This is a genomic window from Stenotrophomonas sp. STEN054 (assembly GCF_056854535.1).
This window is the reverse complement of record NZ_JBXFWG010000005.1, coordinates 77,218-90,652: the sequence shown is the minus strand read 5'-3', so window position 1 is coordinate 90,652 and position 13,435 is coordinate 77,218. Positions and strand designations below refer to the sequence as shown.

The 13,435-nt window shown below is 64.8% G+C and carries 10 protein-coding genes; 6 read left to right on the top strand and 4 right to left on the bottom strand.

Going from position 1 to position 13,435, the window contains the following annotated elements; genetic code table 11:
• Positions 1-84: 84 nt before the first annotated feature.
• Together AC1VXD_RS03275 and AC1VXD_RS03270 are read right to left on the bottom strand one after the other, a co-directional pair.
• Entirely contained in the window at positions 85-1,137 is a 1,053-nt protein-coding gene (locus AC1VXD_RS03275; protein ID WP_482990810.1) for a polysaccharide pyruvyl transferase family protein, read from the bottom strand.
• Between the two features lie 44 nt (positions 1,138-1,181).
• A complete protein-coding gene (locus AC1VXD_RS03270; protein ID WP_482990809.1) occupies positions 1,182-2,348 on the bottom strand; it encodes a nucleotide sugar dehydrogenase in 1,167 nt (388 codons plus the stop codon).
• Positions 2,349-2,986: 638 nt separating this feature from the next.
• Between AC1VXD_RS03270 and AC1VXD_RS03265 the strand changes: the two genes are divergently transcribed.
• The 3 genes from AC1VXD_RS03265 to AC1VXD_RS03255 all read left to right on the top strand — a co-directional run bounded on the left by AC1VXD_RS03265 (position 2,987) and on the right by AC1VXD_RS03255 (position 7,831).
• Positions 2,987-5,212 carry a polysaccharide biosynthesis tyrosine autokinase gene (locus tag AC1VXD_RS03265; RefSeq protein ID WP_482990808.1) on the top strand — a complete coding sequence of 742 codons (2,226 nt, stop codon included), beginning with the start codon at positions 2,987-2,989 and terminating at the stop codon, positions 5,210-5,212.
• Between the two features lie 107 nt (positions 5,213-5,319).
• Entirely contained in the window at positions 5,320-6,213 is an 894-nt protein-coding gene (gene ubiA, locus AC1VXD_RS03260) for a 4-hydroxybenzoate octaprenyltransferase (protein WP_482990807.1), read from the top strand.
• Between the two features lie 226 nt (positions 6,214-6,439).
• Positions 6,440-7,831, top strand: coding sequence for a short-chain fatty acid transporter (locus tag AC1VXD_RS03255; RefSeq protein ID WP_482990806.1), 1,392 nt, complete (start codon positions 6,440-6,442; stop codon positions 7,829-7,831).
• A gap of 135 nt (positions 7,832-7,966) precedes the next feature.
• On the opposite strand, the gene AC1VXD_RS03250 is transcribed toward AC1VXD_RS03255, so the two are convergent.
• Positions 7,967-9,628, bottom strand: coding sequence for an AMP-binding protein (locus AC1VXD_RS03250; protein ID WP_482990805.1), 1,662 nt, complete (start codon positions 9,626-9,628; stop codon positions 7,967-7,969).
• 306 nt (positions 9,629-9,934) lie between these two features.
• Between AC1VXD_RS03250 and AC1VXD_RS03245 the strand changes: the two genes are divergently transcribed.
• A complete protein-coding gene (locus AC1VXD_RS03245) occupies positions 9,935-10,117 on the top strand; it encodes a hypothetical protein (protein WP_482990804.1) in 183 nt (60 codons plus the stop codon).
• A gap of 72 nt (positions 10,118-10,189) precedes the next feature.
• On the opposite strand, the gene AC1VXD_RS03240 is transcribed toward AC1VXD_RS03245, so the two are convergent.
• Complete coding sequence (locus AC1VXD_RS03240) at positions 10,190-10,813, bottom strand: YiiX/YebB-like N1pC/P60 family cysteine hydrolase (protein ID WP_482990803.1); 624 nt, start codon at positions 10,811-10,813, stop codon at positions 10,190-10,192.
• 156 nt (positions 10,814-10,969) lie between these two features.
• On the opposite strand from AC1VXD_RS03240, the gene AC1VXD_RS03235 reads away from it, so the two are divergent.
• A complete protein-coding gene (locus AC1VXD_RS03235; RefSeq protein WP_482990802.1) occupies positions 10,970-11,497 on the top strand; it encodes a hypothetical protein in 528 nt (175 codons plus the stop codon).
• A 94-nt stretch (positions 11,498-11,591) separates the two neighbouring features.
• Positions 11,592-13,427, top strand: coding sequence for a M3 family metallopeptidase (locus AC1VXD_RS03230; RefSeq protein ID WP_482990801.1), 1,836 nt, complete (start codon positions 11,592-11,594; stop codon positions 13,425-13,427).
• Positions 13,428-13,435: the final 8 nt, after the last annotated feature.

Sequence of the window (13,435 nt, the reverse complement as noted above, 5' to 3'; positions counted from 1 at the left end):
TCTTCCGGGCAAGTCCGGACCTGGAGATCGATGCGGTGGCCAAACCACCCACGCGCACGTTTCGAATTTCACTACTCATCGGAATCAGGGAGTACTCAATTGGCGATCAAAGTAGCTCTGCAGCTCTCTGTAAGGCGCATGCATGCGTTCAATATCGAACGGGACGGGGGCGGCGAACTCTTGCATGGGCTCGTCCACGCACAGAATCCGCTCGCTGATGCCCAGATCCCGGAATATGCCATCGATCTTCGGCTGGGCGCCTCGCGAGACCAGAGCATACGGGGACGCTCCAGCATGGGCCGCGAGAAGCAGAGCGTGCAGGCGGTTGGAATAGATGGCAATGCAACTCGAGTAAAGCAGGGTCAGGTCATCAATGCTGCTGTCGCAGATGACGAGGCGCATGCTCGCCTGATGGCCATCGAGTGCCTTGATCAACCTCCGCGTTCCTGGTTCATCGCGAGCCACCTGTACGACGAATAGATACTCATTGGAGGAGCCAAGTGCCTCCATTATTCGTCTTACGGTCTGCTGTACTTCCCTTTCGTCAGCCTTGCCATCGAATCGAAAGCTGAAGGCAACAGCGCGCCGCTGGGCAGCGGAGGGCGTAGGATGCTGATATAGGTTAAATGACAGGTCCGGTACGACTTCGTCGACGGGCACGCCAATCGAATGCAGATAGCTCTCGCTGATGCGATCGCGCACCGCGAACGAATAAAGAAGGCGTCTCCGCCATCCGGCTACGATCCTCTCAGGTCGATCCATGGCATCAAATGACATGCCGACATGACAGATACGGACGCCTGCGAGACAAAGCGCGGAGAGGATCACGTTGTATAGAGATGCGGCCAGAAGACTCTTCCGTGACTTCTTTCTTCCACCTAGACCGCCCGGATTCAAAAAAAATACGCACCTATCACCCTGCAGTCGGTGTCGGACCATCAGTTGTAACAGCTGCGCGAAGCCACGCTTGCGAAGGCTGACGACGTTCTGCTGGCCATCAACCCGCATCGAGGATTCAAAGCTCTGCGGAGCTCTGGAAAAATCGACATAGGTAAGGGTCCTTCTGGCGGCGAGCCGGCAGAGTTCGCGGTTGATAAGCGCGTCGCCCAGATTGTCAAACTGGGTCTTGATGCTCATGAATGAGACTGTTTTGGTTGAATGCATGTTCATCCGGTGCCTGATCAATCAGCACCGAAGAGATCGCGCGTATAGACCTTATGCTCGACATCTGCAATTTCCGCAGAAATGCGATTGGCGACAATAACATCTGCTTGTTCTTTGAACGCCGCGAGGTCGTTGACGACACGTGATCTGTAGAAGTCGCTCGTAGTGAGTACCGGCTCGTAAACGATGACTTCGATACCCTTGGCCTTGATCCGCTTCATAACGCCTTGGATCGCGGATGCGCGGAAGTTGTCGGAGCCGGATTTCATTACAAGACGATAGATGCCCACGACTTTTGGGCAGCGGCGGATGACTTCATCGGCAATGAAGTCCTTTCGCGTTCGATTTGCTTCGACAACGGCGTGGATCAGGTTTTGGGGGACGTTGCTGTAATTAGCAAGGAGCTGCTTTGTATCCTTCGGCAGGCAGTAGCCCCCGTAGCCAAACGAAGGGTTGTTGTAATGTGCGCCGATACGGGGATCCAGGCTGACGCCCTCGATGATCTGGCGGGTATCCAACCCATGAGCAGCTGCATACGTATCAAGCTCGTTGAAATACGCCACGCGCATTGCCAAGTACGTATTGGCAAACAGCTTGATGGCCTCAGCCTCGGTCGCATCGGTGAAGAGCGTTGGTACGTCCTTGCGGATTGCACCTTGTTTCAGCAGGTTGGCAAAAGCAGTCGCGCGAGCGGACCTCTCACCGACGATGATGCGGCTCGGATGCAGGTTGTCGTAGAGAGCCTTGCCCTCCCTGAGGAACTCCGGCGAAAAAATGATGTTGTCGGTGGCGAAGCGCCTGCGCAGTTCCTCCGTGCACCCTACTGGCACGGTCGACTTGATCACCATCACTGCCTGGCGATTTACTTCCAGTACGTCCTGAATGACGGACTCTACCGACTTCGTGTTGAAGTAGTTGGTCTGGGGATCGTAATCGGTTGGCGTCGCGATAATAACGAAGGCAGCGCCTTCGTATGCCTCTCGACAATCGAGTGTTGCGGTAAGGTCGAGAGGCTTGTTGGCAAGGAAATCTGCAATCTCGACATCCTCGATCGGAGCCTTTCGAGAATTGATGAGATCCACCCGGTCAGAGTTGATATCCAGCGCAACGACTTGGTGATGCTGCGCAAGCAATACTGCGTTGGACAGGCCGACGTATCCAGTGCCGGCCACGGCAATCTTCATTTCAAGTTCCTTTTGCATGCAGCACTTCAGGCTAGCGGGGCGGGGCAACAGGAAGTGCCGTTGCGCTCCCCAAAGCACAGGCCGCAATCCATGATGTGTGGGGTCGCGATCGCGACCCAATTCCCAAGTCCATCAAGTGAAGACGGCCCTGCGGAACGTCATGGATCGTACTACAAGCGTCAAATTCATGGCAGTATTCGGCGCCCCTGTTCACGAGCCGTACGGTTGGTGACGTCATATCTGCAACAACCTGGGATGCTGGGGGGGGGCGACCTCTCGCCCATTCTGAACGGCGCTGTGCGCGACATGGCTCCCCTTGGTCGCGCAAGCGGGTTTGACCGTCTGGCCAACCTGGCTGAGGCCGTAAGCTCAGCCAGACGCGCCTGGGCACGGTGATTGTCCATCTCAGGTCCCCCGTCTCAGAGTCGGGTGCGACCCCCCGCGCGCCTCTTTCAACATAGGGTAAACTACTGAGCTGGGTGCAGCTTTCCCGGCGCAGACGCGACGTGGCAGATGGTCGGAGCCCTGCTCAGCCTTTCGCAAAGGGCTGACCGGGTGGCTTCCGTCAGGCACTATTTGTGAAACGGCTTGCCGGCGGGGGCTGGCTCCGTTTCTGATTCTGAAATCATGTGGAAGCGATGACAAAACAAACGGAATCACGATTGACCAAGGATGATGAGCTCGACCTGCGCGAGCTGGCTGGCATCTTCATCGACCGCAAGTGGTGGATCATCTGCACGACGGCCGTGTTCGCCGTTGTTGGCGTGCTGTATGCGATTCTTTCGACGCCGGTCTACCAGGCACAGGCCATGGTGCAGGTAGAGTCAAAGGTACCTTCGATCCCTGGCTTGTCCGATCTGAATTCGTTGACCGGTGGTGGTAGCACCGCGGCAACGACTGAGGTGGCCCTGCTCACCTCGCGGACCGTCGTTGGCAGTGCCGTCGACGATTTGCAGTTGGACATCCAAGTCGCGCCGTCTCGCTTCCCCCTGATCGGTGAATTCCTGGCCCGGCGCTTCCAGCCGGAGTCCGTGGGTCAGGTAGCGGCGCCTCGGTTTGGCATGAGTCGTTATGGCTGGGGTGGTGAGGATATTGCTGTCCACCGGCTTGACGTACCTCCCTTCCTCGTTTCAGTGCCATTGACCTTGGAAGCTGGCGAGAAGGCCGGCACGTTCAGCGTTTCCGATTCAGATGGCAACCTTCTTCTGAAGGGGCAGGTGGGGCAACCGGCGGTTGGGCGTGGCGTGACACTTGAAGTGGCAGCGCTTCACGCTAACCCAGGTACTCGTTTCCTGGTTACAAAACTGCGCCGACTTGATGTGATCTCTGCGCTGCAGGATGGCGTTCGTGCCTCTGAGCTCGGGAAGGAGTCCGGGATTCTGCAGGTTCGATTCGAGGACTCGAATCCGGATCGTGCGCAGGCTGTGGTACAGCGGGTCATCGAATCGTATGTGCGGCAGAATGTCGACCGAAGTTCCGCCGAGGCAGCGTCGCAGCTTCAGTTCGTCAAAGAACAGTTGCCGACCATCCGCCGTCAAGTGGAGCAGGCGCAGGCGGAGATGAGCGCATACCAGTCGCGTTCAAACTCTGTCGACATCACCATGCAGACAAAGGGACTGCTGGAACAGGAAGTTGCCGTAGAGGCCAGCATCCAGCAGCTGCGTCTGAGACAGGCGGAGATGGACCGCAGTTTCACCCGCGAGCATCCTGCCTACCGGGCATTGCTTAAGCAGATCAGCGACTTGGAAGGGCGCAAAGCCGGTTTTCAGCGACAGGTTGGACAGTTGCCTGATACCCAGCAGGAGTTGCTTCGTCTGACCCGCGATCTGCAGGTCAGCAATGAGCTCTACACCGCGCTGCTCAATCAGGCGCAGCAGTTGGATGTTGCCCGCGCCGGCGCCGTCGGCAACGTTCGAATCGTGGATCCGGCGGTGGTTGACATCGTTAATCCGGTCAAGCCGCAGAAGAAGATCATTGTCATCATTGCCACGCTTCTTGGCATGCTCCTGTCTGCGGGCGCCGTCTTCCTCCAGCGCATGCTCAACCCGGGCATCGAAGACCCGGCGGACATCGAAGCCCTGGGCCTGCCGGTCTACGCCGCGATCCCGCTCAGCGTGTCCAACACGCTGCCCAAGCTGCGCAAGGGCAAGCACGGTACGCGCGTGGTGGCCGACGGTCGCCAGCACCTGCTGGCGGTGACTGCCCCGGCCGATCCGACCGTGGAAGCGCTGCGCAGCCTGCGTACCAGCCTGCACTTCGCCATGCTGGAAGCGAAGAACAACATCCTGACCATCTCGGGCCCGCGCCCGGGCGTGGGCAAGACCTTCGTGTCCACCAACCTGGCCGCGGTCATCGCGCAGGCGGGCCAGCGCGTGCTGGTCATCGACGCCGACATGCGCAAGGGCACCCTGCACAAGATCCTGGGTGTGTCGCACCAGAAGGGCCTGTCGGACGTGCTGGGCGGCAAGTTGACGGTCGACGACGTGATCCATCCGGTGTCCGGCCTGGACAACATGCACTACATGGTGCGTGGTGACATTCCGCCGAACCCGGCCGAGCTGCTGATGCACCCGCGCTTCGCGCAGCTGCTGCAGGACATGTCCGGCAAGTACGACCTGGTGATCGTCGATACGCCGCCGATCCTGGCCGTGACCGATCCGGCGCTGGTCGCCACCCACGCTGGCTCGAGCCTGCTGGTTACCCGTTTCGGCGTGAACCAGGCCAAGGAAATCGAGCTGACGCTGCAGCGCTTCGAGCAGAACGGCGTGCAGATCAAGGGAGCGATCTTCAACGCGGTCGAGAAGCGTGCCACGGGCTATTACAGCTACGGTTACTACGAGTACAAGTCCGACGAAAAGGCCTGATCTTTTCGCAAGGCAGGACACCGGGGCCCGGTGCGCGCAGGCGCATCGGGCCTTGTCTTTTCCAAGCCCGCGCCGCCGACCCTCCAGCGCAGGAGTATCCTATCGCCATGGCTGACACCCCCCTTTCCGCGCCGCATCCGGCGCCGACGCCGCGCTGGCGTCACTACTGGTCCCTGATGCGCGCCGATCGCCCGATCGGCACCCTGCTGCTGCTGTGGCCCACCTGGTGGGCGCTGTGGCTGGCCACCGGCGGCCTGCCGCCGCTGTGGACGCTGTTCGTGTTCACCGCCGGCGTCTGGCTGACCCGCTCGGCGGGCTGCGTCATCAACGACTACGCCGACCGCTGGCTGGACCCGCACGTGGAGCGCACCAAGTCGCGGCCGCTGGCGACCGGCGCGATCAGTGGCCGCGCGGCGCTGGCGCTGTTTGCGGTGCTGATGCTGGTGGCCTTCGGCCTGGTGCTGACCCTGAACTGGCTGACCATCGGCCTGAGCTTCATCGGCGTGTTCCTGGCCGCCAGCTACCCCTACCTGAAGCGCTACACCCACCTGCCGCAGGTGTACCTGGGCATGTCCTTCGGCTGGGGCATCCCGATGGCCTTTGCTGCCGTGCAGGGCGAGGTGCCGGTGCTGGCCTGGCTGCTGTATGCGGGCAACATCCTGTGGTCCACCGCGTATGACACCTGGTACGCCATGGTCGACCGCGAGGACGACCTGAAGATGGGCTCGCACTCCACCGCCATCCTGTTCGGCGAGCTGGATCTGGTCATCCAAGGCGTGCTGTACGCGCTGTTCCTGGCCACGATGGCCCTGGTGGGCGTGCGCGGCGGGCTGGGCGGGTACTACCTGACCGGCGTGGCCGTGGCCGCGGTGCTGGTGGTGTACGAGTTCTGGATCTGCCGCAACCGCGAGCGCGGCCCCTGCTTCAAGGCCTTCCTGCACAACAACTGGGTGGGTGCGGCGCTGTTTGCGGGCATCGCAGTGGACCTGGCGCTGCGCTGAGAAACGCAGCCGAGCGTGGGCTCGGCTCTACAGGGGGCAATCCCGGAACCGGATATCCGTAGCGCCCGAGCCCATGCTCGGGCGGCGGCGCACAGCGCCGGGAATCCCGCCCCCTACGACCAATAGGTGGCTGACAGCCCGCACCCCACCGCCCAGAATCGGTCCATCGAACCTGGGAGGGTAGGCGATGGCCTCGTCAGCAACGGCAGCAGTACAGGACGGCTGGATGGCGCGCGCAGCGCTGCGCTCGGCCGCCTGGGCGGAAAAGTGGTTCCCCGACGCGTACGTGTTCGCGGTGCTGGGCGTGGTCATCGTCGCGGTGGCGGCAATGGGCTTTGGCTCGACCCCGCAGGCCACGGCCAGCGCCTTCGGCGACGGCTTCTGGAGCCTGATCCCCTTCACCATGCAGATGGCCTTCGTGGTCATCGGCGGCTATGCGCTGGCCACCGCGCCGGTGGTGGCGCGCTTCATCGATTTCCTCGCGCGGGTGCCGCGCACCGGCCGCGGCGCCGTGGTCTACGTCGGCCTGGTCAGCATGCTGGCCTCGCTGCTCAGCTGGGGTTTCTCGCTGGTGTTCGGCGGCCTGCTGGTGCGCGCGCTCGCCCGCCGTACCGAGCTGCGCATGGATTACCGCGCCGCCGGTGCCTCGGCCTACCTAGGCTTGGGTGCCGTGTGGGCGATGGGCCTGAGCTCCTCGGCCGCGCAGCTGCAGGCCAACCCGGCCAGCATGCCGCCCGGCCTGGTGGAAATCACCGGCGTGCTGCCCTTCACCGAAACCATCTTCCTGTGGCAGTCGATCGCGCTGACCGCGGTACTGATCCTGGTCTCGCTGCTGATTGCCTGGCTGACCGCGCCGGCGGCGGGCAGTGCGCGCACCGCCGAGGATTTCCCCGGTGCCGCGCAGGCCGAATCCGAGCCGCTGCAGCAGCGCACGCGCCCGGGTGAATGGCTGGAATACAGCCCACTGCTGACCGTGCTGCTCTCGCTGCTGGCCTTCGGCTGGCTGTTCAACGAGTTCGCCAACAAGCCGGTGGTCACCGCCATCGCCAACCTCAATACCTACAACTTCCTGTTCATCTCGCTGGGCCTGCTGCTGCACTGGCGCCCGCGCAGCTTCCTCAACGCGGTGGCCAAGGCGGTGCCCAGCACCACCGGCGTGCTCATCCAGTTCCCGCTGTACGGCGGCATCGCGATGATCCTCACCCATGCCGCCGGCGGCGACGGGCAGACCCTCGCGCATCGCCTGTCCAGCCTGTTCGTGCACGTGGCCAGCACCGATACCTTCGCCCTGGTGATGGGCGTCTACTCGGCGGTGCTGGGCTTCTTCGTGCCGTCCGGTGGCGGCAAGTGGATCATCGAAGCGCCCTACGTGATGCAGGCCGCCAACGAACTGAAGGCGCACCTGGGCTGGGCGGTGCAGGTCTACAACGCGGCCGAGGCGCTGCCGAACCTGATCAACCCGTTCTGGATGCTGCCGCTGCTGGGCGTGCTGGGCCTGAAGGCCCGCGACATCGTCGGCTTCACCTTCATCCAGCTGCTGGTGCACATCCCGCTGGTGCTGGGCCTGCTGTGGCTGCTGGGCATGACCCTGACCTATGTGCCGCCCGTGATGCCGTAGCGTCTGCAGAATGTAGAGCCGAGCCCATGCTCGGCTGCTTGCAACGACAGCCGAGCATAGGCTCGGCTCTACAAAAACCAGCCGAGCATAGGCTCGGCTCTACAAAAACCAGCCGAGCACGGGCTCGGCTCTACATCAGCCTGCCGCCTGCTTCTCGATCTCCGCCTTGCGCAGCAGGAACCGCTGCACCTTGCCGCTGGGCGTCTTCGGCACCGCCACCACGAACTCCACCTGGCGCGGATAGGCGTGCGCGGACAGCCGCTGGCGCACGTGCTGCTGCAGTTCGTGCGCCAGCGCGTCGCTGCCTTCAAACCCATCACGCAGGATCACGAACGCTTTGACGATCTCGGTCCGCTCCGGATCGGGCACGCCGATCACCGCGGCTTCGGCCACCGACGGATGTTCCATCAGCGCGCTCTCCACATCGAACGGGCCGATGCGGTAGCCGGACGAGGTGATGAGGTCGTCGGAGCGGCCGATGAAGCTGATCGAGCCGTCGTCCTCGCACTCCACCGAATCGCCGGTGCGGTAGTAGCCGCCGGCGATGGCCGGGGTCTCCGCCTGGTAGTAGCCGGTGAACCACATGATCGGCGACTGCTTCAGGTCCACCGCGAGAATGCCGGGCGTGCGCGGTGGCAGCTCGTTGCCCTGGTCGTCCAGCACCGCCACGCGGTAGCCGGGCATCGCAAAGCCCGACGACCCCGGACGCACGCGGTGGGCCAGCGTGTGGTGGTTGTTCACCACCATGCCGGTCTCGGTCTGGCCGTAGTGGTCCAGCACCGTGGTCTGCAGGTGCTCGGCAAACCAGCGGGCGATCTCCGGGTTCAGCGGTTCGCCGGCGCTGCTGACCACGCGCAGCTGGCCCTTGATGCCGGCACTGGCGGCGGGGCCGGCAGCAATGATCTGCCGGTACGCGGTGGGCGAACCGGCCAGGTTGGTCACCCCCAGCTGGCCGATGATCGTATTCAGGCCGTGCACGCTGAAGCCGGCTTCGCTGAAGGTGGTGGCATGGCCAAGCATCAGCGGGCCGATCACCGCGTAGTACAGACCGTAGGCCCAGCCGGGATCAGCGATGTTCCAGAACACGTCGTCGGCGCGCAGGTCCACGGCCAGTTCCATGTAGCTGGCAAAGGCCATCATCGCGCGCAGCGGCACGGGCACGCCTTTGGGGCTGCCGGTGGTGCCGGAGGTCGAGAGCAGGGCCATCAGCGCATCGCCGGGCAGCAGCACCGGTTCCAGTGCAGGCGTGGCCGCCGCGGTGGCGGCGCGCCAGTCTATGTCACCATCGCGCAGTACCTGGCCGGGCGTCAGCACGGTGGCCACCGGCGGGCAGGCATCCAGTTCGTCCAGCTTGCCGCGGTGCGCACTGTCGGTCACCACGAGGTGGGTATGGCCGGTCTTCAGGCGGCTTTCGATGGCCTTGGGGCCGAACGCGGTGAACAGTGGCTGGTAGACCGCGCCGAGGCGCCAGGTAGCGAGGATGGTAGCCAGCAGGTCGGGCGTGCGCGGCAGCAGGCCGGCCACCACATCGCCGGGGCCGACCCCGGCGGCTCGCAGCACCTGTGCGGCGCGGGCGGCGGCATCGCGCAGGTCATCGAAGGTGTACAGGTGCAGCGCACCCTGTGCGTCGATCCAGCGCAGGGCCAGCCGATCACTTCCGCAGTAGCGGTCGCAGCACTCCACGCAGGCATTGAGGCCCTCGTCCAGGCGCCCCTGGAAGCGGGCCTGCCACTGCGCGATATCGAAGCGGTCGCGGGCTTCATCGTAGGAAGGGCGTACTGCGGTCTGCGGGGCCATGCGCGTCTCCGGCGGGTGTCCGCCTGACCATAGCGGTGCCGCGCGCGGCTGCAAATGGGACCTTGGGAGTAGGCCGTCATGCGCGCGTCACAAGGGCCAGGGCCGCTGAATGCGGCTGTTGCCGTGCGGGCATGAGCACATGCACACGCCGCATGAATCCTTCAGGGCCTTGTGCGGCAAGGGGCGCGCGGTGTTTTCGCGAGCGCGTGCACGCCAGCCTAGCTGGGTTGCAACGCATGGTTAACCTTCGACTGCAGACGATGGCCCCGTCCACCGCATTCCGCGCGTGGCTTCGGAGACACGGACATGGCACAGCAGAACCAGCAGAACCAGAAGGGTCAGCAGAACCAGCAGGGTCAGCAGAACCAGCAGGATCAGCAGCAGGGTCGCGGTCGTGACCAGCAGCAGCAACAGCAGCAGGACCAGCAGAAGCAGGACCAGCAGCAGAACCGCAACCAGCAGCAGGGCGGCAACGACGAAGAAGAATGAGCCCGGCCCCCGCCAGGTCTGAATACTGAAGCCCCGCCCCGTGCGGGGCTTCGCTTTTCAAGACATGCCGGTTTAAAGCACGCCGACCCGTTCCAGCACCGCGCTGGCGGCCATGTCGTTGGGGTTGGTGCCGGGCAGGCCCTGCGGCACATCCATGCCCATGCCGTGGTACAGGTCCACCCAATGCTGGGCGATCTCCCCGGTCTGCGGGTTGCGGAAGTTCATCGGCTGCAGCGCGAACACATGGTGCGCGCGGAAGGCACGCTCGATGAAGTCCGAGCAGTAGTAGCTGTCCTCGTTCAACACATAGGCCGTGTTGTACGGCTTGCCAAGCATCGCGCGTGCCTTGGCAACCGCATCGACGATCGCACCGGCCGGCGCCGCACGCAGCCGGTACACCACGATCTGCCGCTGCCTGCCGCGCGCGTCGCGCTGGAAGTCCACCAGCGTCTGCTGCCGCGAGCCCTTCTCATCGGCATGCAGTACCTGCCAGCCGTGCGCACCGGCCGCCACCAGGGCCACGTGGTCGAAGCTGGTCGCGCCCTGCGTGGCGGTGGCGTCGTCGATGGCCGCACTCAGGCCGCTGTGCCCGGCGGTGACGAACAACAAGTCGCCCTCGCGCACCTGCACGCCTGCGGCAAGCGCGGTCGAGAAAGGGGAGAGCAGCAGGCCGATGACCAGCAGGAAGGTGCGCATGGGAAACCAGGGGCGGGCGTGAGCGGGCTAGTCTACCCCTGCCGCCCGCGGCGGTTCCGGGCCACGGATGTGGAAGCGCAGTTGACCCGCCCGTGGCTATGCTTGCCTGCCCCGCGCCAGGCACCCGCGCGACCGACCCGGAATCAGGAGGATCCCTTGAGCCATCTTCACTATGCCGCCCTGGCACTTGCCCTTGGCCTGGCGCTGTCGGCCTGCAAGCCCGCCCCGCAGGCAGCACCGGCCGAAGCTGCGGCGCCGGCCCCGGCCCCGACCAGCACGGCCGCCACCGCCAGTGCCCCGGCCGCGCCGGTCGCGGCCTCCGCAGGCGCCGGCACGCAGTGCCCCCACCCGGTCTTCGAGGATTTCCTCGCGCACTTCGGTCATGAGATCGCCCTGCAGGAAGCGGCCACGGCCGATCCGCTGCTGGACAGCTACATCGATGCTGGCGCCGAGCCCGAACCGGCCACGGTTGAACGCACCGTCGCGCTGGCCGAGGTCGAGTGGCCGGTGATGCCGGACCCAGCCACGCTGAAGGGGCGCGGCCGCGAAATGCAGGTCACCGCCCTGGCCGACGGCCGGATGCAGGTGCAGATGCGCACCCCTGACACCAGCGACCAGCAGACCTACACCTTCGTCCGCAGGCCGTGCTGGCAGCTGGTCAGGCGTGAAGACCAATCGATCTGACCCTGCCGAAGGTTGGGTCATGGCGTAGAGTCGAGCGTGCTCGACTGCGGATGAATCCAGTCGAGCATCGCTCGACTCTACAAAGGAAGCTGGCATGAACACCCGCAGGATGCGATCGATCACCGCCAGCGTGCTGCTGCTCTCCGCTGGCACGGTCAGCGCGCAGGTGCTGCACGCCGACGACCGCAGCTGGTTCGCCGATGCAGCGGCCGAGCAGGCGGCACGCACCCGGCACTCCGCTGCTGTCGCCACGCTGCGTGATGCCGGCCCGACGGACCCCGCTACGCGCGTACAGCAGGCCGAGCGCCTGCTCGGCGAATGCCAGCGTCATCGCGCCTACCTGCACCTGCAGGCCGCACGCAACGCGCGTGACTCCCGCCCGGTGCAGGCGCAGCGCGCCGTCGCGGATGTGTGCGATGACGCCGCCGGCATCGCGCGCAAGGCGCTGGTCGATGCACCGGCCGACGCGCGCTGGGTGGCGCCCTACGCCTGGCTGCGCACGCGCGCGCTGGGCAACGCCAGCAGCTCCACGCCGCCGCCTGCTGCAGGTCTGGAGGATGCCGTGGACGAGGTGGCCAGCCCGGCACTGGATGCATTCGCGCGCCTGCAGCGGCAGCTGCTTCAACATGCCAGCTATCCGGCCTTCGCCAGCAACGGCGGGCTGCTGGACAGCCGCAAGGACCGCACGGCACTGTCACGGCACCGGGACCGTGCGCTGCGCGAGGCCGGCTGGAAGGGCTACTGGCAGGGCGTGGCATCGCAGCGTGAGGCCATGGCCAGCACGCTGCTGGCGCTGGTGCAGGTCAACGATCGCGCCTCGCAACTGCAGGGAGATGGCAGTGCCCCCGAGCACAGTTACCGCCGCATGGGCCTGGACCCGGACGCGGTGCAGGCAACCCTGACCGCCGTGCAGCGCCATGCTTCGCAGCGCCGTGCCTACCAGCAGGTGCTGCTGCAACATGCCGGACGCATGGGCTCGCCGGACCCGCAGATCTGGGATCTCAGTCTGCCCGATGCAGGCTTCGTACCGCCGGTCCTCACCCTTGAGCAGGTGCGCGACACCGCCACCGACGCGATGCGCGGGCTGGGACCCGGGTACGCCGGTGAAGTACGCGCACTGCTCGACCCGGCGCAGCGGCGCATGGACATGGCTCCGACGCTGGGTCCGCGCAGCGCCGATGCCTTCCCGGTCGCAGCCCCTGGCGTGCCCTCCCTGCTGTTCGTCGGCCAGCGCGGTGGCACGCTGGAAAGCGATGTGGAGGTCGTGCACGAGGCCGGGCATGCCGTGCATGGGCAATGGATGGAGCGCGGGAACGTGTCGGCGTTCTATCGCAACGGTACCTCGTGGTTGAACGAGGCCTACGCCATCTTCAACGAGCTGGAATTCCGCGACCAGCTGTACCAGCAGGCGCAGGATCCGCGTGCCAAGGCCTATTACCTCACGTCGCTGCTGGATGACATCGTGCTGCAGCTGTTCACCGCCTCCGAGGAGGCGCAGCTGGAGCAGTCGATCTACCAGGGCGTGGCCGCTGGCACGCTCGGCACGGCCGATGATCTCGATGCGCTGACCCTGAAGGTGCTGTCCGGCTACGGGATGATGGCCGAGCGCTACCCCGCGCTGGGCGCCACCTGGGAAACCAAGCGGCTGATGTACGAAGATCCGCTGTACCTGGCCAACTACCTGTTCGCCGGCCTCGTCGCCGTGCAGCTGTACGTGCAGGAGCAGCAGGACCCGCAGGGCTTCCGCCAGCGCTATCTGGCCGTGTTGTCCGAAGGCTTCGACCGCGCGCCGCAGGAACAGGTGGCGCAGCTGCTGGGCCACGCACCGGACTGGCCGGCGCTGGTGGATGCGGACCTGCAGGTGTTCGATGCCCAGGTGGCGCGCCTGCAGGCGCTGCATGCGCAGATCGAAGCCGGGCAGGGCGGCTGAAGGAACAA